Raw genomic sequence first — 22,261 nt, forward strand, 5'->3', positions numbered from 1 at the left:
CCGCAAACTCAAGGCACCAGCGTCAGCGTGTATTTCGCCGCCCCCGGCAACAACGGCCGCGGCCTCGCCTTCACCCAATCCTCATGCCCCGCCAAAAAGAACGGCGACAAGGGATGCCCGCTCTGCCCACCCGGCATATTGAAGATCCCCTCCTCCTCCCGCCCCGGCGACACCGTCATCCGCTCCGACTGTCCGAACTTCGGCGCCGCCACGCGCGGCATGTTGGCGTCGCCCGGCAGCTGGTCCGGCGGCGCCGCCAGCCACGGTTTGAGGAAAGGCACCGCCATGCTGACCGGATGCGCGATCGCCGCTGTGTTGCGCGTGCCCCACGTCTGATCCGCCAGCCGCGGCCCGCCCTTGGTCAGCGCCGCAATCTCCCAGTCGATCGCCGCAAGTTCGACCTCGCGCCAGTCGCGGTAACCGCGCGGCAGCCACGACGCCGGGCGCTCGTCGATCAGGCGCGCGATCACGGCCGGCCAGCGCGTCGTCGCAAACGGCATACCCGCCTGCGGATCGATCTTCTTCATCTCGGCGTTCGCAGCAGCGAACAGCAGCTCCTGCAGCGCCCACATGTAGTTCCGCGCCAGCAGATAGCCGCCCGAACCGACGCTGGCGTGGCCGTCCCAGCTTGTCTCCAGCATGCGCCGGAACTCAGCCCGCTCCGGATGGCCCGCGAGCGCCTGCGCGTCCAACGCACGCAGCGCACGCTCGCGCCACGGCGCAATGAACAGCGCGCGGTCGTCCAGCGACGCCTGGAACGCAGCCGGCACGGTTACCTTGGCGCCGAGCGCGCGCACGTTCTCACGCAACTGCTGGTTGCGGGCGCCGATATCGAAACCGCCGTCACCGATAAGCTGCTCGTTCACGCCCTTCAGCTGGCGGTTGTTCGCGGTACTCAGCTGGCCATCGGCGGGGTTGACGATGCGCGGATAATCAGCAGGCGGCAGCAAGCCGCTCCAGGTCGCGCCGCCATCGCCCGCGAGCGGAAAGGTCCCCGCGAGCGATGATGCTGCGCGCTTCGGCAGCACACCGGCGATAGTCCAGCCGATGTTGCCATGCTCGTCGCCGGCGACGAAGTTCTGCGCGGGGATGCCGTCCGTGTTCGCGATCGCGAGCGCTTGATCCAGCGTCATCGCGGCTTCAAGCTTGCGGTGGTTGAGGTTCAGCGCGGCCGGATCGTGCGCGATCCAGTGCAGCGCGTACGTCGCGCCCCCAGACTCGCGGATCGGGCCGAAGGAGGTGTCGCGCACCGCCAGCTCGTCCGCAGGTGCGCCCTTCACCAGGATGCGCTCGATGTGACGTGCCGGCGTCTCCCAGCCGAACGGCGTGCGCACCTGGCCGGTGTGTTCGCTGTCCGTTTCGAGCACGACCAGATCGAAGAGATCGGCGTAGCTGCTGGTAAAGCCCCAGGCCACGTGGCCATTGCTGCCGGCGATGACGCTGGGCGGCGCACCCGGCAGCGTCAGGCCGACAATGCGGCGCTGGCCGCCGGCGCCGTCCGGAAAGCCCAGCGCCAAGCGATACCAGACATTCGGAAGCTGCAGGCCAAGGTGCATGTCGTCGGAGACGATGGCAGCACCGCTGTCCGTGCGGCTGCCCGCGAGCGCGAAGTTATTACTGCCGATGCCGGACGGTGCGGCTGCCGCCGCCAGTATCGCTTGCGGCTCCGCCTTGCCCCACCACGACGGCGCGGACCGCGGCAGTGGCGCGGATGACTGCGCGATCTCGCGCGCGTCCAGCGGTGCGTCCCACTGCGTCGACTCCGGCAGCAGGAACGCGAGCTGCGCCGCATCCGTGTGCTCGCGCAGCCAGCCGCGCGCCAGCGCGCGCGGTTCCTGTCCGCTCTCCAGGTCGAAGAACATGGCCCACACCGCCAGCAGCGAATCCTCCGCGCTCCACGGACGCGGCGTGGCGCCCGTGAGCGCGTACTCGAATGGCCGCGCGCGCAGCGCGTGCAAGCCATCGTTGATGCCGGCGACATAGCGGTCGATGAAGGCCCGGTCGTCCGCCGGCATCTGCGCCAGCACGGCGGCGGCGCGCGCGCGGAAGCGGTGCAGCCGGTGCGCACGGTCGAGCGGCAAGGCCTTCGGCCCGAACAGTTCGGCCAGCTCGCCGGCGCCGGACCGGCGCAGCAGGTCCATCTGGAAGAAGCGGTCCTGCGCGTGCACGAAGCCGGTCGCGTAGGCGACGTCGAGGCGGTCCTGCCCCGTGATCATCGGCACCCCGTCGGCATCGCGCGCGATCGTCACGGCGGCGTGCAGACCGGGTACCGCACGCGTTCCGTCGAGCTGGGCGAGACTGCCGCGCAAGAACAGCCAGCCGGCCAGCGCCAGCAACAACACCAACGCCAACAAGACCGCGAAGGTCCGTACCGCCCAGCTCGTCCAGCGCTTGCGCATCATCTTGCTTTCCCAAAATGAATTCGGGCAAGTCTGCCAGAAAAGGCAGCGGGCCGGAAGCATGCACGATTGGTTTGTCAAGGGCGACACTATTGACTATGCTGGAATTGCAAGGAATAAGGAGGCGACTATGCGTACCCTGCCCCTAGTGCTGGCAGCATTGCTGCTGGCCGCCTGCAGCACGCCCCAGGAGCGCGCCGCTTATATGCAGCAACAAGCGGACGAGATGATGAGGTTGTATGGCCCGGCGTGCGAACGGCTCGGCTATTCACCCAACACCGACCAATGGCGCGCGTGCGTGCTGCACCTCAGCAGCCAGGAAGAAATGCGCGACTACTACTTCAACTACCCGTACTACGGCCCGGGTTTTTGGCCGCACCGGCGCTGGTAAGGCTGCCGGCGAGCGCGCGGGCGCACGCGGTCTTGGTGACCGCGCTGCGGTGCGCCAGCAGGCGCTCGATCGTGCGCTGCGCATGCAACAGCAGGCGCGGATGACGCGCGTCCGGTGGATGCAGGGAGAGGCGCATCAGCGGCGCGCGCGCCAGCAGCGGCGCGAGCGCGTCCACCGCCAACGGTGAGAACACCCGTCCGGCACGATTGCGCGCCGTGTAGACCATCGACGGAGCAAACACCGAGCCGCCTTCGCGCAGCAGGTGAAAACGTGTAAAGGTGGTGGTGTAATCGAATGCAAACGAGCGCAGCGCTCGCCACGCACCTTCGCCCAGCAACCAGGCCGGCGGCACGAAGCCCGACACCGGCCAGCCGCGCGCGGCGAACCAGTCGAGGCCGAGGCGGATGCGGCGCCGCGCCTCCTCTTCCGCGAGCGCGGAGAATTCGCCCTCGCGCGTGGTGTAGACGCTGCGCCAGAAGCGCTTGCCGAGACTGCCGCGCACCGGCTCCGGATCGAGATGCGTGTAGCCATGCAGCGCCAGCTCGTGCCCGCGCGCGAGCAGCTCGGTGAGCCGCGCTTCCATCGCCGACGAACGCACGGCGTGATCGTGATAGCGCGGCACCACCAGCCAGGTGAGCGGGATGTCGGCCACGTCGCGGATGGCGCGCGCGAGCCGTTCGCAGCCATCCCAGGTGGCGGGCGCCACGTCGTGGATGGACACGCACAGGAACGGCGGCTCAGTCGGTGACACAGGCGCGCTCCACATGCAGCAGGCCGCTCGTCCCGTGGGCGAGCAGGCTGCCATAGCGTTGCAGCAACTGGGGCATGACGTGGTCCCAGTCGTACACGCCCGCCGCCTTGGCGCGCGCATTGGCGCCCAGCTGGGCCAGGTCGCGCGTGTAAATGGCGTCGATGGCCTCGGCCAGGCTGCCCACGTCGTTAGGCCGGGCCAGCATGCCGGTGTCATCGTCCACCAGTTCGGCCACGCCGCCGGCCGTGGTGCCGACTACCGGCAGGCCGCAGGCCATCGCTTCGAGCACGATGAGACCGAAGGTTTCGCAGTCGCCCGGATGCACCAGCACATCGCAGCTGGCGAGCAGGCGCGCCAGGTGGCGCTGGTCGCGCTTGAAGGGCACGTAGGTGATCTGCGGATAGCGCGGCATGTCGTCGCCGCTGCCGATCAGGACCAGATGGTAGGGCCGCCCGAGCTTGCGCACCGCATCAACCAGCAGGTGCAGCTTTTTTTCCGGCGTGAAGCGGCCGGCGTAGACCAGCAGCCGCGAATTGGACGGCAGGCGCAGGTGCTCGCGCAGGGTATCGACGCGCCGGTCCGGCCGGAACACGGTGCTGTCGATGCCGAGCGGCTGGTGGATGGCGCCGGGAATGTTCATTTCCGCCAGCTGCTGCACCATCAGCCGGCTGGGCGCGAGCACGAGGTCGAACTGCCCGTACAGGCGAGCAACGTATTTACGCACCACGGCGGCCGACACGCGGCCGAGACGGTGTTCGACCAGGCGCGGCAGGTCGGAGTGGTAGAAGGCCACGGCCGGCACGCCGCGCTTTTGCTGCATGCGCAGCGCGGCCCAGGCGCATTGGCCGGCATCGCCCGCTTCGACCAGGTCGGCCTCCACATCCTGCAACTGGCGCGCGCAGCCCGCCACCGACAAGGGCATGCGATAGCCGCCGATACCCGGCACCGAGACCGCCGGAAGGCGCACCAGCGCCGGACCGCGGCCGCGGCTTTGCACATTGGGACTGAGGATGGTGTGGCGCACGCGGCTGTGCCTGGCCAGCCAATGGGCCTTGGCATTGAGATAGGTACTGACGCCGCCCCCTTCGGGCGCATAGAACATGGTGATGTCGACTAGATGCATGCCGGGGTCCGCTCAAAGTTTGCCCACGATAGCAGTCGACCGTGGGCCTAGCTTGCGTACACTCAAACAGGCAACCGCGCCGCACCGGCGGGTGACCAGAGTCGAATTATGCGCTGCGACGGTCCAGCATGGCGCGCGCTATGGTGCCCGCGTCCACGTACTCCAGCTCGCCCCCGACGGGGACTCCGCGCGCCAGCCGGCTGACTTTCAGGCCGCGCGCCTTCAGCATTTCGCTGATGTAATGGGCGGTGGCTTCGCCCTCGTTGGTGAAATTGGTGGCCAGCACCACCTCGGCGACCTCGCCATCGGCCGCGCGGTTGACCAGCTTTTCCAGGTGCAGGTCCTTGGGGCCGATGCCGTCGAGCGGGGACAGCCGTCCCATCAGCACGAAGTACAGGCCCTTGTAGGTCATGGTCTGCTCGATCATCAGCTGGTCGGCAGGGGTTTCGACCACGCACAGCAGCGAGCGGTCGCGCTGTTCGTCGAGGCAGAGGTCGCAGACCTCGGATTCGGTGAAAGTGTTGCACAAGGCGCAGTGGTGCACCTGGTCGACCGCCTGGTACAGCGCGCGCGACAGCATGGCCGCGCCTTCGCGGTCGTACTGCAGCAGATGGAAGGCCATGCGCTGCGCCGACTTGGGACCGACGCCCGGCAGGCGTCGCAGCGCCTCGGTCAGGAACTCGAGCGACTTGGATGCCATGGCTTACTCGGCGCGATAGGCCGCCAGCGCGGCCGCCGTCATGGTCGGCGCGAACTCGATGATGTCGTAGTGCGCGACCCTGGCCTGCCAGAACGGGTCCCGCTGGACCAGGGCCTCGACCTCGCCGCGGTCATCGCCGTGGGCGATGATGATGCCGCCGTCGCGCGGCACCTTGCGGCCGGACATGAGGAATACGCCGGACGCGTACTGCTCCGCGAGGAAGGCGCGGTGCGCGTCCAGGTGCGCGTCGATCTGTTCGAGCGGCGCGGTGTAGGTCAGCGAGATGATGAACATTAAAGCCCGGTGATCAGAACGGCATCTTGAAGCCCGGCGGCAGCGGCATGCCGGCGGTCAGGCCGCTCATTTTCTCGGCCGCGGTGGCCTCGGCCTTGCGCACGGCGTCGTTGAAGGCGGCCGCCACCAGGTCTTCCAGCATGTCCTTGTCGTCGGCCAGCAGCGACGGGTCGATCGAGACGCGCTTGACGTCGTTCTTGCAGGTCATGACGACCTTGACCATGCCGGCGCCGGACTGGCCTTCGACTTCGATCAGGGCCAGCTGTTCCTGGGCTTTCTTCATATTGTCCTGCATGGCCTGCGCCTGCTTCATCAGGCCTGCGAGCTGGTTCTTCATCATGGTCGTGTTCTCCGATAAGTCTGCAATAGACAATAATTGTAGGGATAAATTCCGTGTTGTGGCGAGCGGGTCAGGCCGCTTTCGGGCGCACCGAGCCGGGCACCACGAAGGCGTTGAACTTGCTCACCAGCGCCATCACGTCCGGGTCGGCGTCGACCGTGGCCTCGGCCTCGCGCTGGCGGCGCTCGCGTTCGGCCTTCTGCTCGGCGCTGGCGGTGTACCAGACCGGTGCGATCTCGGTGTCGACGTTCACGCGGATCTGCGGGAAACGCTCCTGCAGCGCGGCGCACAGCTTCTCGCTGTTGCCGCTGGCGCGCAGCGTATCGACCGGCACGCGCAGGCGGAAGGTGGCGGACTTGCCGTCGGCCATGCACTCGACCAGTTCGGTCTGCAGGGCCAGCTGCTGGGCCACGCCGCGCAGCGGCAGGCTGCCGGCCAGCGCCGGCCAGTTGCCGTCCCAGTCGATGGCGGCCACCGGGGTGATCACGTAGGGATACGGCGCCTTGGCGGGCGCGCGCACCGGCGCGGCCGGCGCCGCGACCGGCTGTGCTTCCACCGCGACCGCGCTGTCGTCCGAGAATTCGGTGACCCATGACGGCGGTTCGTCGGTCATGGTGTCGGCGTCTTCATATTGCGCGGCGGCCTGCGGGGCGGCCTGGCGCATCGCGGCGCTGGGCTGGCCCTGGTCCCACGGCGGCGGGCTCGATGGCTGCGCCGCGGCGGCCTGCACCTGCGGCGCTGGCGCATGCATCGCGGACGGTGCGCTCGGTGCAGGCGGCGCTTGCGGCGCGGGTGCGGCCGGGGCGGCGGCGGCCGGCGCGCTGTCCGGCGCCGGGGCCGGGCCGGACGGACGCTTGCCGCCGGCGATATTGCGCGAGGCGGCGCGCGCCGCTTCCAGCGCGGCGTTGATCGCGGCGCGCGCCGAGCTCATGGCAGGCGCGGGTGCGGCGGCAGGCTGCGGCGCCGGTGCGGCGGCAGCGGCAGCAGCGGCGGGCGGTGCTTCCGGCATCGCCGGCGGGCGGGTCGGCACGGTCGCGTGGCTCGCGACCGCGGCGGCCGCGGGACGTGCCGGCGGCGCCGGACGTGCCGGTGCGGCTTGCGCGGCGGCCGGCGCGACACCTTCCGCGCCACCCTGCCCCGGGCGGAAGGCCAGCATGCGCAGCAGCGTCATCGTGAAGCCCGCGTATTCGTCGGGCGCGAGGCCGATCTCGTTGCGGCCGTGGACCGCGATCTGGTAGAACAGCTGCACTTCCTGCGGATCGAACAGCGTGGCAAGGCGCTGGATGTCGACCAGCTCCGGCAGGTCTTCCGGCACGGCGGCCGGCACCGACTGCGCGAGCGCGATGCGGTGGATCAGCGTGGCGAGGTCCTGCAGCGCGCCGTTATACGACAGGCTGCGGCTGGCCATTTCATCGGCCACCGCCAGCAGGTCGGCGCCGTCCTGCTTGGCCAGCGCGTCGAGCAGGCGCACCAGGTAGGACTGGTCGAGCGCGCCGAGCATGCCCTGCACGGCATCCAGCGTGACCTGGCCGGCGGCGTAGGCGATCGCCTGGTCGGTCAGCGACAGCGCATCGCGCATCGAGCCGTGCGCGCCTTGCGCGAGCAGGCGCAACGCCGGCTGGTCGTAGCTCACGCCTTCCTGGCCGAGGATGTTCTCGAGGTGGCCGACGATATGCCCCGGCGGCATCTGCTTCAGGTTGAACTGCAGGCAGCGCGACAGCACGGTGACCGGGATCTTCTGCGGGTCGGTGGTCGCGAGGATGAACTTCACGTGTTCGGGCGGCTCTTCCAGCGTCTTGAGCATCGCGTTGAACGCGTGGTTGGTGAGCATGTGCACCTCGTCGATCATGTAGACCTTGAAGCGCGCATTGGACGGCGCGTACACCGCCTGCTCCAGCAGCTGGGCCATCTCGTCGACGCCGCGGTTGGAGGCCGCGTCCATCTCGATATAGTCGACGAAGCGGCCGGCGTCGATCGCGCGGCAGGCCTCGCACTGTCCGCACGGTTCCGCGGTGATGCCGCCCTGCCCGTCCGGGCCGGTGCAATTGAGCGACTTGGCGAGGATGCGCGACAGCGTCGTCTTGCCGACACCGCGCGTGCCCGTGAACAGGTAGGCATGGTGCAGGCGCCCGGTGCGCAAGGCGTGCGTGAGCGCGCGCACCACGTGCTCCTGGCCGACCAGCGTTTCAAAGTTCCGGGGACGGTATTTGCGGGCGAGGACTTGATAGGACATGCCGGGATTTTACAGCAGTTGCGCGCGGACGCCCATATTGGGAAATGGGGCCGCAGACCTGCTTGGCCAGCATGGGTCCCCGCCTGCGCGGGGACGACGTTTCTAAGCTAACTTCACTTGTAGCCGTCGTCCCCGCGAAGGCGGGGACCCATAGACAGGATGAACTGTCGAATCATCGACCTGAGCAATGGCCGCCGCTGGCCGCCTGTCCACTACCATACGCAATCAAGGGCAACTCGACCGGATTGGTCTGGCTATGCACCGTATCCAGCGCCACCAGCACCCCGAACACCGTCCAGAACACGATGGTCACAACACCAAACGTCCGCTTGCTCATACCGAAGCTCCCATGACCCTCTGGCGAATACGCACTCCCACCAGCGACCCCGCGAACGCCAGCACAAACCACACCCAGCCATGCAAACTGGCCGACGTGATCCCGTCCAGGAACGCGCCGATATTGCAGCCGAACGCCATGCGCGAGCTGTAGCCCATCACCAGCCCGGCCACCATCGCCACGCCGATCCGCTTCGCGCTCGGAATACGGATATCCGGCGGGCCGTACCAGCGCGCCGCGGCCAGCGCCCCGTAGATCAGACCGATATTGGTCACCGAGGTGACGTCGGCCAGGATCGGCGCCGCCAGCCGGCCCGCGTGCGGATCCGCGCCCCAGAAAGCATCGACCACCGGACTCCAGCCCAGCGCCTGGGCCGCCTTTGCGCCCCACAGTCCGAGGCCATAGACCACGCCCCAGGGCTGGCCGGCCACCAGCAGGTGCAAGGTGTACAGCAGCGCCAGCAGCAAGCCGCCGATCCACCAGCGCTTGGCCCAGCGGGTTTCCGTGGACAGCAGCTTGCGCGTGGCGCGGTGGCTGCGCTCGCCGCGCCATGCGCCCCACGCCACCAGCGCGCAGCCGGCGACCGTGATCGCCAGCGCCACCGGCCAGCCAAATGCGAGCAGGTTCACGGCCGGCAGGCCGCCCAGCGCCAGCCATGCCGGCTGGTGCGAGGCGCCGACGAAGCTGCCGATGACAAAGGTCGGCAGCACCGCGAACGAAACCGGCGCGCCGCTGCCGGCCTTGTACAGCGTGCCGGAACCGCAACCGTCCGCTACCTGCATGGCGGCGCCGAACAGGAAGGCGCCGAGGATCAGGCTGATCGAGATCGGCGCCACCGCGCCTACCAGCTCGCCCGGATGGGAAGCCAGCAGCGGCAAGGTCAGGGTCGCAGCCAGCACGATCACCAGCATCTGCGCCCACAGCCCTTGCGGATCGCGCTTCTCTATATAGTTACGCCAGCCGGTGGTGAAGCCGAAGCGGGCGCCCTGCAACACGGCGCCGAAACCGATCCCCAGCAGGATCAGCAGGCCCTGCCGCAGGCCGGCCGCCAGCGTGACCGCTACCGCGAGCGCCAGGCCGCCGCCGATCCAGCCGGCGCGCATCACGTTACGCATGCCGCTCCCTTACTTCTTGACCGAGCGCTTGGCGTCCTGCATCAGCGCAGTCAGGCGCGACGGCTCGTTCTGCATCGGCAGCTTGGTCTTGCTCCACTCCACCACGGATTCCGGGTACAGCTTCACGTTCTTGTTGCCGGCGATCTCGTGCAGGACGAACCAGTCGGTCGCGGCCCAGTGGCCGGTATTGCAGAACGACACGGCGCTCTGGTCTTCCAGCTTGGCCTGGCGCACCGCCTGCAGGATCTCGCTGGCCGGCTTCAAGGTCTTGTCGTCGGCATTGAAGAAGGTGGCGTTGTCCAGCGAACGGGCGCCCGGCAGCGTGCCGTAGCGCGCGGCGGCGTCGACGCGCTGCTCACCCTTGAAGAAAGCCGGCGGGCGGGCATCGACCAGCACCGGGGCCTTGCCGGCCTGGATCTCTTGGGCGAGCTCTTCGGTTTCCGCGATCATCGCCTTGTTGTAGTGATAAGTGAAGCTGGTCGGCGCGACCTTCGGCGCGGCGGTGTCGAGCGTACCACCGGCTGCCTTCCAGCCCAGCGTGCCGCCGTCGAGGATCGACAGGCGGTTCAGGCCGCCGACTTTCAGGGTCCAGTAGACGCGGGCGGCGGCGCCGAAATCGGTGTGGTCGGTGCCGGCGTGGGCCACGATCACGCGGGTGTTCGAGGTGATGCCGGCTTGGCGCAGCAGTTCGGTCAGCTTGGTCTCGGGCGGCAGCGCGCCGGCATTGTCGGCCGGGCCGCGGTAGGCCGCGTAAGGCGTGTTGACGGCCCCGGGGATGTGGCCGGCGGCGTAGTCCTTCGGTGCGCGGATGTCGAGCACGCGAACGTCGCCCTCGCCCAGCAGGGGCTTGAGTTCGGCCGGTTTGACGACGGGATTGGTCGACGCCGGCTCAGCCGCGGCCGCCGGAACGGAAATAGCGAAGCTCGCCGCCAGCACAGCCGGCAGCACAAAGGATTTATTTAGCATCGGAATCGTAGAAATGGTTGGTGTGCCGCGGACCGGGCACGGGGAACTACGGGAAACGAAAACGATGATACTGCAATTTCCGGCGGCTCGCAGGAGCCTGCCAAAAACGGGAGGAAGGGGAAGAGGCGAGCCTGATCTGCGGCACTTGCGGTGAACGGCTTTGGCTGCTTCGTTCCCGACCTGACCAGGTAAACCATGCCACAATGCGCAGGGGCCCGCCGGGGCGAATTATAACCGACGGAGCGGGGTTGTGGGGTTCTGTCTTGCGTCGAGGCAGCTCAAGCAAAATGGGGGCCCGCTTTCGCGAGGAGTCGGGCTCGGCAGTGCCGGGCACGACGGTAACTTTTCTATAAGCGATACCGTCGTTCCCGGCACTGCGGGAAACGACTTCCCGCGCAGGCGGGAACCCCCTTGTGTGCAGGCCGCCAGCTCAGATCCCCAGCGACTGCCATATCTCATCCACCCGTTTCTTGACCTCAGGCGCCATCACAATCGGGGTCCCCCACTCCCGGCTGGTTTCCCCCGGCCACTTGTTGGTCGCATCAATCCCCATCTTGCTGCCCAGCCCGCTTACCGGCGATGCAAAGTCGAGGTAATCGATCGGCGTGTTATCCACCATCACCGTATCGCGCGTCGGATCCACGCGCGTGGTGATTGCCCAGATGACTTCCTTCCAGTCGCGCACATCCACGTCCTCGTCCACGACCACGATGAACTTGGTATACATGAACTGCCGCAGGAAGCTCCACACCCCGAACAGCACCCGCTTCGCATGCCCCGCGTACTGCTTCTTCATCTGCACCACGGCCATGCGGTAGCTGCAGCCTTCCGGTGGCAGATAGAAATCCGTGATCTCGGGGAACTGCTTCTGCAGCAGCGGAATAAAGACTTCGTTCAGCGCCACGCCCAGCACCGCCGGCTCGTCGGGCGGTTTGCCAGTATAGGTCGAGTGATAAATCGGGTCGCGCCGCATCGTGATGCGGTCGATGGTGAACACCGGGAACCAGTCCTGTTCGTTGTAATAGCCAGTATGGTCGCCGTACGGACCTTCGAGCGCGTGCTCGTAGCCCGACGGATGGCTGGCGTCCGGGAAGATATGCCCTTCCAGCACGATCTCGGCCGACGCCGGCACGCGCAGCTCGCTGCCGATGGCCTTGGCCAGCACCGTGCGCTGGCCGCGCAGCAGGCCCGCGAACTGGTATTCGGACAGGGTGTCCGGCACCGGCGTCACCGCGCCGAGGATGGTGGCCGGGTCGGCGCCCAGCGCCACCGCCACCGGATACGGCTGGCCCGGGTTGGTGATGCAGTGCTCGCGGAAATCCAGCGCGCCGCCGCGGTGCGCCAGCCAGCGCATGATCACCTTGTTCCGGCCCAGCACCTGCTGGCGGTAGATGCCCAGGTTCTGGCGCTTCTTGTGCGGCCCCTTGGTGATCACCAGGCCCCAGGTGATCAGCGGCGCGACGTCGCCCGGCCAGCAGTGCTGGATCGGCAGACGCGCCAGGTCGACGTCCTGCCCTTCCCACACGATCTCCTGGCACGCGGGCGACTTCACTTCTTTCGGCGACATGTCCCACACCGCCTTCACCAGCGAACCCATCTCCATCACGTCCTTGAAACCGCGCGGCGGTTCCGGCTCCTTCAGGCGCGCCAGCACGTGGCCGATCTTGCGCAGCTCGCCAACGTCGTCGGCGCCCATGCCCAGCGCCACCCGGCGCGGCGTGCCGAACAGGTTGCCCAGCACCGGCATCGTGTAGCCGGTGGGCTGTTCGAACAGCAGGGCCGGCCCGCCCGCGCGCAGGGTGCGGTCGCAGACCTCGGTCATCTCCAGATGGGGCGAAACCGGCGCCAAAACGCGTTTTAATTCTCCGGCCTGTTGCAGTTGGGAAATAAAATCCCGTAGATCGGCGTATTTCATCAAATTTTCGTTTTTTTTCGATGCGGACGAGGTTGCTCAAATAGCACGTCCAAGTGCTTGATTTCTCAGCAGTTTGTTGCGATGCAGCGAAAAATCTCAGACACAAAAGTAATAAGAGTCTAACGTGCTAGGGTTGACTGGGTATAAGCAAAGCCCATACAATCTGCTCCACTTGATGAGACCGCACAGTTCCCGCACGGATTGTAGCCGGTCTCAGTCATCCACGGGGCTGGGGGCCCCACAGACATTTTAGGAGTGTTTTCCCGAGGCGACTGCCTCACTCCCCCCACTAGAGTTGTTTGGCACACTGGAGCGCCCCTGCCGGGCAGACGCACCAGCTGAAGCAAGCAATGACGGCGTTTACGGCCACAGCAGTGGCGTACAACGATTTTCTGATGCACGGCATTGGTAACCCAACGTAGCGCTTCCAAGCGCCGCGCCGGGAGCTTTTTCGCCGCGACAAAGGGGAATACGATTATGAATCGTTTCATGGATTCGAGCGCAAGGCTCGTCCGCACCGTGGCCGCCCAGCCGATCAGCTGGTCGTCGGTGGCCAAGGCGGTCAAAGGTCTGCTGACCACCGCACAACATACCTTGACCGTTTTTGGTCTTTCCGCAGTGGGGGTTTTGGCCCTGCTGTACGCACGTCCGGATCTGGCGAAGCATGTTTCCAGCCTGCTCGATCCGAAACCGGCCCAAGCCGCAGCGGCGCCGGTCCATCCGCTCAGCGCACTGGTCGACCTACGCCAGGGCGACGCCGTCGAGACCACGGCGGTGGAAGACAAAGTGGCTGCCAACAGCAAGCAGCAGCAATTCGTCACCAGCTGGCTGTCGCGCCGCTACCGGGTGGCGACCGATGCGGCCAACATGCTGGTCGCGACCACCTACGAGACCGCGCAGGAGATCAAGATCGATCCGCTGCTGGTGCTGGCCGTGATGGCGATCGAGTCGGGCCTGAATCCGTTCGCGGAAAGCCCGATGGGCGCCAAGGGCCTGATGCAGGTGATGGCCAAGGTCCACCACGACAAGTTCGAGGAAGTGGGCGGCGCGCAGGCGGCGCTCAACCCGGTGGCCAACATCCGTGTCGGCGCGCAGATCCTGAAGGACTACGTGAACCGCACCGGTTCGGTCGAAGGCGCGCTCAAGACCTACGTCGGCGCCGGCGCGGCCGACAATGACTCGGGCTATGGCAACAAGGTGCTGGCCGAATACCGCCGCCTGAAGCAGGTCGCCAGTGGCAAGAACGTGCCGATCAGCTTCCCTGCCGCCGCTCCGGTGATGGCCGAGAAGTCGGCGCCGGCCAAGCCGGAAGCGGTGACCACGCCCGCGCACGAAGAGAAGCTGGCTGGGCTCTAAACAATTGTTTGGCTGGGCAAACAAAAGCCACCCTCGGGTGGCTTTTTCTTTCCCTCGCCCATTAAACCGTCATTCCCGCGAAGGCGGGAACCCATACTGAACATCCAGACACGCGGCCACCGCTAGAGCCGCAACGCTGCAAACTCAGCATGGATTCCCGCCTCCGCCGGAATGACGGGCTACTTTTAACTAATAAAAAAGCCGCCGCGGCGAACCGGGGCGGCTTTTCCGAAGCGGGCAACAATCAGCGCTGGCCGCCCGCGTTCACTTCATCCACGCGCAGCTTGCCGGCCAGGCGGTCCAGCACGCCGTTGACGTACTTGTGCCCCTCGGCGCCGCCAAACGACTTGGTCAGCTCGACCGCCTCGTTGATCACCACGCGGTACGGAATCTCGATCTTGTTCTGCAGCTCCCACGCGCCCAGCAGCAGCGCGGCGTGCTCGATCGGCGACAGCTCGGTGATCGGACGGTCCAGCAGCGGCGACACGCGCTCGCGCAGGTCCACCGATTGCGCGATCGCGCCGTTCAGCAGCTCCGTGAAATACTCGCCATCGGCCTTGTCGAAGCCGTGTGCATTGCGGATGTGGTTGACGACGGTCGATGCCGGCTCATTGTTCAGCAGCCATTGATACAGGCCCTGCAGCGCGAACTCGCGCGCGCGGTGGCGCGGCGTGCGGTTCTTGTTGGGGTTGGCGTGCGTGCTCTTTTCGTTCATGTTCTACCTCTGCCGCTCAGTCTTCTTCGACCTGCAGCTCTTCCAGTGCGATCAGCAGGTTGGCCATCTCGACCGCCACCTTGGCCGCGTCGCTGCCCTTCTCGGCCATGCGCGCCTCGGCCTGCTCGTCGTTCTCGGTGGTCAGTACCGCGTTGGCGATCGGCATGCCGTAGTCCAGGCCGATGCGGGTGATGCCCGCGCCCGACTCGTTGGACACCAGCTCGAAGTGATAGGTCTCGCCGCGGATGACCGCGCCCAGCGCGATCAGGGCGTCGAACTGCTGGGTCTGGGCCAGCTGCTGCAGCGCCAGCGGGATTTCGAGCGCGCCCGGCACGGTCACGTGCAGGATGTCTTCGTCGGCCACGCCCAGGTGTTTCAGCTCGGCCAGGCAGGAGGAAAGCAGCCCATGGCCGACGTCCGCGTTGAATCGCGCCTGCACGATACCGATGCGCAGGCCTGCGCCGTCCAAATTGCTCTCATAAGTTCCAACGGTCATGGCTGCCCTCTTCTTTTCTATTGAATGTGTATCGTAGTATTGATTGCGTTCAGGCCGCGTTCGGCAGCGGGACATAGCCCGTCACTTCCAGGTCGAAGCCGGTCATCGACGGCATCTTGCGCGGATTGGCCAGCAGCTTCATCTTGCGCACGCCGAGGAAGCGCAGGATCTGGGCGCCGATGCCGTAGGTGCGCAGGTCCATGCTGGCGGCGCGGCCCAGCGGGCGCGCGCCCTTGCTGTCGAGCGAAGCGAACTGGCTGAACAGCTCTTCGGCCGACTCGCCGCAGTTGAGCAGCACCACCACGCCGTTGTCGGCGGACTTGACCGCCTGCAGCGCCGCCGCCAGGTTCCACGAGTGGGTGGTGGCCTGGTTTTCCAGCACGTCCAGGATCGACACCGGCTGGTGCACGCGCACCAGCGATTCCTGGCCGGAGGACACGTCGCCATGCACCAGCGCCAGGTGGGCCGAAGCGCTCGGCGTGTCGCGGAAGGCCACCATGCGGAAGTCGCCGTACGCGGTCGACAGGGTGCGCTCGGCCACGCGCTCGACCAGGCATTCGTGCTGGCTGCGATAGTGGATCAGGTCGGCGATGGTGCCGATCTTCAGGTTGTGTTCCTTGGCGAATTCGATCAGGTCCGGCAGGCGCGCCATGGTGCCGTCTTCCTTGATGATCTCGCAGATCACGGCGGCCGGCGTCAGCCCGGCCATCGAGGCCAGGTCGCAACCGGCTTCGGTATGGCCGGCGCGCATCAGCACGCCGCCCTTCTGGGCCTTGAGCGGGAAGATGTGGCCCGGCTGGACCAGGTCGTCCGGCTTGGCGTTGCGCGCCACCGCGGCCTGCACGGTGCGGGCGCGGTCGGCGGCCGAAATACCGGTGGTGACGCCCTCGGCGGCCTCGATCGAGACGGTGAAGTTGGTGCCGAAGGAGGTGCCGTTGCGCGTGGTCATCATCGGCAGCGCCAGCTGTTCGCAGCGCTCTTCCGACAGGGTCAGGCAGACCAGGCCGCGCGCGTGGCGGATCATGAAATTGATGGCTTCCGGCGTGACGAAATCGGCGGCCAGGACCAGGTCACCCTCATTCTCGCGGTCCTCCTCGTCAACGAGAATGACCATGCGGCCGGCGCGCAGCTCGGCAACGATTTCCTGGGTGTTCGAGATAGACATCGGGCTTCCTGATACGAGTGTGGCGTAATCCGCTATTTTAATGGATTTGCCGCATCCCGGCCGGACTCAACCCGGCCATGGCCACCAGCGCCGGCCCCTGCCGCGCCGGGCGGCTTGTCGCGTTGTCAATGCACAACAGCAGCACCGCATCCGTGCGTCAATTGTTAATTCATTGCGCGTAATATTCAACAATGCCCGCCTGCCAACGCGGGCCGCGCAGTAATATCAAACACCCAAGCCGCACGCTGCCAGCGGCCGACAAGGAGATGGACGATGCGCCGTTTCGCCAATCACGGGTCGGCAGCCTCCCCCACCGGGAGCCGCTGATGGCCACCATCCTGGTGGTCGATGATCGACCCAGCAACCGCGAATACCTGCTGGCCCTGCTCGCCTTCGCCAGCCACGACACCCTGCAAGCCAGCGACGGCGCCGAAGCGCTGGCGCTGGCGCGGCAGGCGCGGCCCTGCCTGGTCATCACCGACATCCTGCTGCCAAAAATGGATGGCTGCGAATTCGTGCGCCAGCTGCGCGCCGACCCCGAGCTGGCGGCGATCCCGGTGATCTTCTACTCGGCGGTCTACAGCCACGAAGAGTCCAGCGCGATCGCGCGCAGCTGCGGGGTCTGCACGGTACTGCCCAAGCCGGCCGGCCCCAAGGCGGTGTTCGACGCCGTCAACGCCGAACTGGGCCTCGTCGACGCCGCCGCCACGCCCAGCCTGGACGCGCCGCCGTTCCCGCCGACCCTGGCGCCCCTGATGCCGCCCGCCGGCGACGGCCCGGCCACCGCCTTCGAACGCCAGTTGCGCGCACTGGAGGCGTTGTGCCTGAAGCTGGCCGCCGCGCGCCACCCTGAGGCGCTGGTCGACATCTTCTGCGATGCCGCCGCCGGCCTGCTGGCGGCCGACCAGCTGGCGGTGTGCCTACTGTCGCCCGACCAGTCGGACGTGCGCCACCTCGGTACGCGCGGCATGGATGCGGACCTCGTGCGCGGCGCCGCGCTCGACCGCGAGCACCTGCCCGGCGCGCTGTCGCACGCCACCAGCGCTACCCGCCTCGACGATGGCGCGGCAGACCGCGCCCTGCCCGCCAGCCACCCGCGCTCCGGCGCCTTCCTCGGCCTGCCGGTATGTGACATGCACCACCGGCTCGGCTGGATGTACGCCTCGCGCCAGCCCGGCGCGGCGCCGTTTTCGCGGGACGAGGAACGGGTCGCGGTGATGATCACGGCCCACCTCGCGGTCGCCTACGAGAACCTGAACCTGAACCAGCTGGTGCAGCGCCACGCGGTGCAGCTGCAGCTTGAGGCCAGCGCGCGCGCACGCGCCGACGCCGCCCTGCGCGAACGCGAGCACCGGCTGGTGCTGGCGCGCCAGGTGTTCGACAGCACCGCCGAAAGCGTGATGATGACCGACGCCGACGTCAACATCATCGCCGCCAATCCCTCCTTCGAGCGCATCACCGGCTACAGCGAGGCCGAAGTGATGGGCCAGAACCCGCGCCTGCTGCGCTCCGGCCGCCACGACACCGGCTACTTCGAGCGCATGTGGAGCGACCTGCGCGCGACCGGCCAGTGGCGCGGCGAAATCTGGAACCGCCGCAAGAACGGCGACGTCTACCCAGAACGCATCAGCATCAGCGCGGTACATGGCGCCGACGGCGAGGTCACGGCTTACGTCTCGGTGTCGACCGACCTGTCGGCACTGAAGGCAGCGCACCACCAGCTCGACTACCTGTCACAGCACGATCCGCTCACCGGCCTGGCCAATCGCGCACAGCTGTTCGAACGGGTCGAGGCGGCGCTGGCCACGGCCGCCCAGCGCGGCGACCAGCTGGCGCTCCTGATGCTCAACGTCGACCGCCTGCAGCGCATCAACGACAGCCTGGGCCACATCGCCGGCGACGAGGTGCTGCGCGAGATCGCGCGCCGCACCGCGACGCTGGCCGGGCGCGGCGACACCGTGGCGCGCCTGGGCAGCGACGAATTCCTGCTGCTGCGCGCCAGCTGCGAAGACACCGAGGAAGTGATCCGCTGCGCGCGCCACCTGATCGACGCGGTGTCGCAGCCGATGCGCATCGCAGGCCACGACGTGGTGCTCACCGCCAGTGTCGGCATCGCCCTGTACCCGCGCGATGGCGCCAGCAGCGGCGAATTGCTCAAGGCCGCCGACGCCGCGCTGTCGCACATGAAGGAATCGGGCCGCGACGGCTTCCGCTTCTTCAAGGGCGAGATGAACGCGCAGGCGCTGCGCATCCTGTCGATGGAAACGGCGCTGCGGCGCGCGCTCGACCAGGGCGAACTGGCCTTGCACTACCAGCCGCAGGTGTCGTGCCACGACGGCGCCATCATCGGCATGGAAGCCCTGCTGCGCTGGAACAGCCCGCGGCTGGGCTCCGTGCCGCCCTGCGACTTCATCCCGATGGCCGAGGACACCGGCCTGATCGTGCCGCTGGGGAGCTGGGTGATCCGCGAAGCCTGCCGCCAGACCCGCATCTGGCAGGATGCCGGCCTGCCCAAGGCGCGGGTGGCGGTCAACGTGTCGGCCCACCAGTTCCGCACCGGGAACCTGGGCGCGGTGGTGCGCGCCGCGCTGGACGAGTTCAGGCTGGACGCCAGCTGCCTCGAACTCGAACTGACCGAAAGCGTCGTCATGGCCGACAGCTTCGCGGCCCAGGAGCAGCTAAGCGAATTGCGCGCCATCGGCGTCACCGTCTCCCTCGACGACTTCGGCACCGGCTATTCCTCGCTCGGCTACCTGTCGCGCTTCTCGCTCGACAAACTGAAGATCGACCAGAGCTTCGTGCGCGACATCACCGTCAGCCAGCGCAGCGCCGCGATCGCGCAGGCCACCGTGGCGTTGGCCCACGGCCTGTCGCTGTCGGTGGTGGCCGAGGGCGTGGAGACGGCCGAACAGCACGAATTCCTGCAGTCGATGGGCTGCACCGCGCTGCAGGGCTACCTGTACAGCCGCCCGGTGCCGGCCGAGGAAATGGCCCGGCTGCTGGCAAAGCGACACCTGTTACACAACAGTGCGTGAAAACGGCTGAGCGCAGAGTAGAATCGGCTTCCACAACCGCTTTCTGAAAACGCGCTGATGAATAACCACTTCGTATCACGGACCGTCCTGGCGGCGATTCTTTGCGCACAGGCGCTCGCTTCCTCGGCCGCACAACGGCCGGACGATCCGATTCCCGTTGGCCCGCAAGTCAAGGTCGGCAAGCTGGCCAACGGGCTCACGTACTACATCATGCACAACGCGCGGCCGGAGCACAAACTCGAACTGCGCCTGATCGTCAAGGCCGGCTCCGCGCTGGAAGACGAGGACCAGCAGGGCCTGGCCCACTTCACCGAGCACATGGCCTTCAACGGCTCGACCCACTTCAAGCGCAACGAGCTGTTCTCCTACCTCGAATCGATCGGCGTCAAGAACGGCGCCGACCTGAATGCCTACACCTCGTTCGACGAGACGGTGTACATGCTGCCCATCCCCACCGACCGCACGGAGAACGTGGCCACCGGCTTCCAGGTGCTGGAGGACTGGGCGCACGGGCTGACGCTCAACCCGGCCGACATCGACAAGGAACGCAATGTGGTGCTGGAGGAGCTGCGCCTGAACAAAGGCGCGGGCGACCGCATCAGCAAGGTGACCATGCCGAAGATCTTCAACGGCTCGCGCTATGCAGAGCGGCTGCCGATCGGGAAGGAAGAGATCCTGCGCAGCTTCAAGCCGGAAGCCATCCAGCGCTTCTACCGCGACTGGTACCGGCCCGACCTGATGGCGGTGGTGGCCGTCGGCGACATCGAACCGGCGGAGGCGGAGCGCCTGATCAAGCAGCACTTCAGCCATATCGCCAATCCGCCGCACGAGCGTCCGCGCCAGTACGCGCAGATCCCGCAGCGCCAGGCCACCGAAGCGTTGGTCGTCACCGACAAGGAAGCCGGTGGCAACAGCCTGCTGATCCGCTATCCGGTGCGGCAAGTGACCATCACCGAGACGTGGCGCAGCTACCGCGAGAAGGTGGTGCGCGGCCTGTTCGAAGGCATGCTCGGCGAGCGCCTGCGCGAGCTCGCGCAGCAGTCCGACCCGCCCTTCCTGGCCGGCGCCAGCGGTGTCGGCAAGCTCACGCCGCGCTACGAGTCGTACACGGTGCGGGCGGCGCTCGGCCCGCGCGGCGCGGTGCCGGCGATTGCCGCGCTGGTGCAGGAAAACGAACGCGCCCGCAAGTTCGGCTTCGCCGCGCCGGAGCTGGAAATCGTGAAGAAAAACCTGCTGCGCAGCTTCGACCGCGCCTACAACGAACGCGACAAGACCGATTCCGACACCTATGTGGCCGAGTACATGCGCAACTTCCTCACCGGCGAATCGCTGCCGGGGCTGGAAGCGGAATATCGCATGATGCACGAGCTGGTCCCGTCGATCACGCTGGACGAAGTGAACGCCTACGCGCGCCACGCGATTCCGGCCGATGCGGCCAAGCTGGTGATCTACACCGGCGTCGACCGCGCAGCGGAACCGGCACCGCAGGGCGCACAGCTGCTGGCAGCGGTGGCCGCCGCCGAGAAGGCCCACGTCGCCGCGCGCAACGAGAAAGCCGTCGCGGCGCACCTGATGGACGCGCCGCCGCAGGCCGGCAACATCGTCGCCGAGAGCGTGGACCAGGCGCTCGGCACCACCCAGCTGACGCTGTCGAACGGCGTGAAGGTGGTGCTCAAGCCGACCGACTTCAACAACGACCAGGTGCTGATGAGCGCGACCCGTTACGGCGGCCAGGGCCTGTTCGACGACAAGGACATCTCCAACGCGCGCTACGCCAATGCGATCGTCGAGAACATGGGCATCAAGGACATGGCGCCGCTGGACGTGAACAAGGTCCTGGCCGGCAAGGCCGCATCGCTGCACACCAGCCTTGGCGCCTACACCGACAACGTCGGCGGCGCGGCTGGCGCATCGGACGTGGAGACCATGCTGCAGATGGCATGGCTGCGCTTTAACGGCGTGCGGCGCGACGAGACGCTGTACAAGTCCTTCATCGGCAAGCAGATGGAGTTCGCGCGCAACCGCGAGGGCCAGCCGGCGGCGCTGTTCGGCGACACCGTGCAGTCCACCCTGTACGGCAACCACCCGCGTGCGCCGCGCGCGCTCAAGCCGGACGAAGTCGCGCAGCTCAGTCTCGACCGCAGCATCGACATCTACCGCGAGCGCTTCTCGAGCGCCAAGGGCATGACCTTCTTCATCGTCGGCAGCTTCGACCTGAAGACCATCAAGCCGCTGGTGGCGACCTACCTCGGCAGCCTGCCGACGCCGGACCTGCCGCTGGCCTATCGCGACACCGGCCTGCGTCCGGTGAGGGGCGTGGTCAAGCGCGAGGTGCACAGCGGCGCGGAGGACAAGAGCACGGTATCGCTGTACTTCACGGGGCCGGCGCAGTTCTCGGTGCTTGACGAGATGCGCCTGTCGGCGCTGATGGAAGTAATGAACCTGCGCGTGTTCGACGTGCTGCGCCAACAGATGGGATTGATCTACGGCGGCGGCATGCAGGGCTCGATGACGCCGATCCCCTACGGCCACTACTCGATCGCGGCGACGCTGCCGACCGGGCCGCAGAACGTGGACAAGGTGCTGGCCGCGACCTTCGTCGAGATCGACAAGATCAAGCGCGACGGGCCGGATCCGGCGGACCTGGACAAGGTGAAGCTGAACTGGACGCAGACCTATCGCAAGTCCCTGCGCGAGAACAGCTTCTGGCTCGGCGGGCTGCAATCGGCGCTGACCGAGGGGACCGATCCGCATGTGCTGGTGGACTTCGAAAAGTACATCGCTGGGATCACGCCTGAGGATGTGAAGGCGGCGGCGCAGCGCTATTTCAACACCGAGAATTATGTGCAGGTGGTGCTGTATCCGGAGAAGAAGGATGCAGGGGTGATCGCGGCTAGCGGCTCGGCGAGCGTCTCCAAGGCTGACTGAGC

The 22,261-nt window shown here is 67.2% G+C and carries 18 protein-coding genes and 1 other RNA gene; 4 read left to right on the forward strand and 15 right to left on the reverse strand.

The genetic code is table 11. The features are described 5' to 3' along the window. Positions 1 to 8 precede the first annotated feature (8 nt). Entirely contained in the window at positions 9 to 2,216 is a 2,208-nt protein-coding gene (locus NX778_RS21480; protein WP_258813844.1) for a penicillin acylase family protein, read from the reverse strand. On the opposite strand from NX778_RS21480, the gene NX778_RS24665 reads away from it, so the two are divergent. Beyond that, positions 2,209 to 2,790: a hypothetical protein gene (locus tag NX778_RS24665; protein WP_258813845.1), complete on the forward strand. Its 582-nt coding sequence runs from the start codon at positions 2,209 to 2,211 to the stop codon at positions 2,788 to 2,790. The two genes, NX778_RS21480 and NX778_RS24665, sit on opposite strands and share 8 nt — an antisense overlap. Here NX778_RS24665 and NX778_RS21490 read toward each other — a convergent pair. From NX778_RS21490 to ubiD, 11 genes are all read right to left on the reverse strand, one after another. Next, complete coding sequence (locus NX778_RS21490) at positions 2,741 to 3,541, reverse strand: DUF2334 domain-containing protein (protein ID WP_258813846.1); 801 nt, start codon at positions 3,539 to 3,541, stop codon at positions 2,741 to 2,743. The two genes, NX778_RS24665 and NX778_RS21490, sit on opposite strands and share 50 nt — an antisense overlap. Continuing rightward, entirely contained in the window at positions 3,528 to 4,664 is a 1,137-nt protein-coding gene (locus NX778_RS21495) for a glycosyltransferase (RefSeq protein WP_258813847.1), read from the reverse strand. The genes NX778_RS21490 and NX778_RS21495 overlap by 14 nt, the downstream gene beginning before the upstream one ends. A 106-nt stretch (positions 4,665 to 4,770) precedes the next feature. Continuing rightward, on the reverse strand, positions 4,771 to 5,364 hold the full coding sequence (gene recR, locus NX778_RS21500; RefSeq protein WP_258813848.1) for a recombination mediator RecR: 594 nt from the start codon (positions 5,362 to 5,364) through the stop codon (positions 4,771 to 4,773). A gap of 3 nt (positions 5,365 to 5,367) precedes the next feature. Further along, a complete protein-coding gene (locus NX778_RS21505) occupies positions 5,368 to 5,658 on the reverse strand; it encodes a YciI family protein (protein ID WP_258813849.1) in 291 nt (96 codons plus the stop codon). Positions 5,659 to 5,671: 13 nt separating this feature from the next. Further along, a complete protein-coding gene (locus NX778_RS21510; protein ID WP_258813850.1) occupies positions 5,672 to 5,998 on the reverse strand; it encodes a YbaB/EbfC family nucleoid-associated protein in 327 nt (108 codons plus the stop codon). A 70-nt stretch (positions 5,999 to 6,068) separates the two neighbouring features. Then, complete coding sequence (locus NX778_RS21515) at positions 6,069 to 8,231, reverse strand: DNA polymerase III subunit gamma/tau (protein WP_258813851.1); 2,163 nt, start codon at positions 8,229 to 8,231, stop codon at positions 6,069 to 6,071. Positions 8,232 to 8,403: 172 nt separating this feature from the next. Beyond that, entirely contained in the window at positions 8,404 to 8,568 is a 165-nt protein-coding gene (locus tag NX778_RS21520) for a hypothetical protein (protein WP_258813852.1), read from the reverse strand. After that, positions 8,565 to 9,683 (reverse strand): YeeE/YedE family protein, encoded by a 1,119-nt coding sequence (locus NX778_RS21525; RefSeq protein WP_258813853.1) that lies wholly within the window; start codon positions 9,681 to 9,683, stop codon positions 8,565 to 8,567. Before NX778_RS21525 ends, NX778_RS21520 begins: the two co-directional genes overlap by 4 nt. Positions 9,684 to 9,692: 9 nt before the next feature. Next, positions 9,693 to 10,649 carry a sulfurtransferase gene (locus NX778_RS21530; RefSeq protein WP_258813854.1) on the reverse strand — a complete coding sequence of 319 codons (957 nt, stop codon included), beginning with the start codon at positions 10,647 to 10,649 and terminating at the stop codon, positions 9,693 to 9,695. A gap of 121 nt (positions 10,650 to 10,770) precedes the next feature. Beyond that, an RNA gene (gene ffs, locus NX778_RS21535) (signal recognition particle sRNA small type) lies at positions 10,771 to 10,869 on the reverse strand. Positions 10,870 to 11,079: 210 nt separating this feature from the next. Next, the gene (ubiD, locus tag NX778_RS21540; RefSeq protein ID WP_258813855.1) at positions 11,080 to 12,564 is read right to left on the reverse strand and encodes a 4-hydroxy-3-polyprenylbenzoate decarboxylase; all 1,485 of its coding nucleotides are present in this window, start codon (positions 12,562 to 12,564) and stop codon (positions 11,080 to 11,082) included. 489 nt (positions 12,565 to 13,053) lie between these two features. Here ubiD and NX778_RS21545 point away from each other — a divergent pair, with 489 nt between their 5' ends. Then, the gene (locus NX778_RS21545) at positions 13,054 to 13,920 is read left to right on the forward strand and encodes a transglycosylase SLT domain-containing protein (protein ID WP_258813856.1); all 867 of its coding nucleotides are present in this window, start codon (positions 13,054 to 13,056) and stop codon (positions 13,918 to 13,920) included. Between the two features lie 244 nt (positions 13,921 to 14,164). Here the strand turns inward: NX778_RS21545 and nusB are convergent, their stop codons facing one another. The 3 genes from nusB to ribBA are packed head-to-tail and all read right to left on the reverse strand — an operon-like array spanning position 14,165 to position 16,296. Further along, a complete protein-coding gene (gene nusB, locus NX778_RS21550) occupies positions 14,165 to 14,635 on the reverse strand; it encodes a transcription antitermination factor NusB (RefSeq protein ID WP_258813857.1) in 471 nt (156 codons plus the stop codon). Between the two features lie 16 nt (positions 14,636 to 14,651). Next, complete coding sequence (ribH, locus tag NX778_RS21555) at positions 14,652 to 15,131, reverse strand: 6,7-dimethyl-8-ribityllumazine synthase (protein WP_258813858.1); 480 nt, start codon at positions 15,129 to 15,131, stop codon at positions 14,652 to 14,654. Between the two features lie 49 nt (positions 15,132 to 15,180). Continuing rightward, positions 15,181 to 16,296 (reverse strand): bifunctional 3,4-dihydroxy-2-butanone-4-phosphate synthase/GTP cyclohydrolase II, encoded by a 1,116-nt coding sequence (gene ribBA / locus NX778_RS21560; RefSeq protein WP_258813859.1) that lies wholly within the window; start codon positions 16,294 to 16,296, stop codon positions 15,181 to 15,183. Between the two features lie 326 nt (positions 16,297 to 16,622). Between ribBA and NX778_RS21565 the strand changes: the two genes are divergently transcribed. Both NX778_RS21565 and NX778_RS21570 read left to right on the forward strand, forming a co-directional pair. Next, a complete protein-coding gene (locus NX778_RS21565; protein WP_258813860.1) occupies positions 16,623 to 19,331 on the forward strand; it encodes a two-component system response regulator in 2,709 nt (902 codons plus the stop codon). Positions 19,332 to 19,388: 57 nt separating this feature from the next. Then, a complete protein-coding gene (locus NX778_RS21570) occupies positions 19,389 to 22,259 on the forward strand; it encodes a M16 family metallopeptidase (RefSeq protein ID WP_258813861.1) in 2,871 nt (956 codons plus the stop codon). Positions 22,260 to 22,261 lie beyond the last annotated feature (2 nt).

The organism is Massilia terrae (genome assembly GCF_024753145.1).
Taxonomy (GTDB): Bacteria; Pseudomonadota; Gammaproteobacteria; order Burkholderiales; family Burkholderiaceae_D; genus Telluria; species Telluria terrae.

Bases quoted from the DNA above. Each gene is read 5' to 3' on its own strand.
- NX778_RS21515 (WP_258813851.1), bottom strand. From the start codon at position 8,231: ATGTCCTATCAAGTCCTCGCCCGCAAATACCGTCCCCGGAACTTTGAA.
- NX778_RS21545 (WP_258813856.1), top strand. From the start codon at position 13,054: ATGGATTCGAGCGCAAGGCTCGTCCGCACCGTGGCCGCCCAGCCGATC.
- NX778_RS21480 (WP_258813844.1), bottom strand. From the start codon at position 2,216: ATGATCACGGGGCAGGACCGCCTCGACGTCGCCTACGCGACCGGCTTC.
- NX778_RS21520 (WP_258813852.1), bottom strand. From the start codon at position 8,568: ATGAGCAAGCGGACGTTTGGTGTTGTGACCATCGTGTTCTGGACGGTG.
- NX778_RS21505 (WP_258813849.1), bottom strand. From the start codon at position 5,658: ATGTTCATCATCTCGCTGACCTACACCGCGCCGCTCGAACAGATCGAC.
- NX778_RS21510 (WP_258813850.1), bottom strand. From the start codon at position 5,998: ATGATGAAGAACCAGCTCGCAGGCCTGATGAAGCAGGCGCAGGCCATG.
- nusB (WP_258813857.1), bottom strand. From the start codon at position 14,635: ATGAACGAAAAGAGCACGCACGCCAACCCCAACAAGAACCGCACGCCG.
- ribH (WP_258813858.1), bottom strand. From the start codon at position 15,131: ATGACCGTTGGAACTTATGAGAGCAATTTGGACGGCGCAGGCCTGCGC.
- ubiD (WP_258813855.1), bottom strand. From the start codon at position 12,564: ATGAAATACGCCGATCTACGGGATTTTATTTCCCAACTGCAACAGGCC.
- NX778_RS21525 (WP_258813853.1), bottom strand. From the start codon at position 9,683: ATGCGTAACGTGATGCGCGCCGGCTGGATCGGCGGCGGCCTGGCGCTC.
- NX778_RS21530 (WP_258813854.1), bottom strand. From the start codon at position 10,649: ATGCTAAATAAATCCTTTGTGCTGCCGGCTGTGCTGGCGGCGAGCTTC.
- NX778_RS21565 (WP_258813860.1), top strand. From the start codon at position 16,623: ATGGCCACCATCCTGGTGGTCGATGATCGACCCAGCAACCGCGAATAC.
- NX778_RS21570 (WP_258813861.1), top strand. From the start codon at position 19,389: ATGAATAACCACTTCGTATCACGGACCGTCCTGGCGGCGATTCTTTGC.
- recR (WP_258813848.1), bottom strand. From the start codon at position 5,364: ATGGCATCCAAGTCGCTCGAGTTCCTGACCGAGGCGCTGCGACGCCTG.
- ribBA (WP_258813859.1), bottom strand. From the start codon at position 16,296: ATGTCTATCTCGAACACCCAGGAAATCGTTGCCGAGCTGCGCGCCGGC.
- NX778_RS21495 (WP_258813847.1), bottom strand. From the start codon at position 4,664: ATGCATCTAGTCGACATCACCATGTTCTATGCGCCCGAAGGGGGCGGC.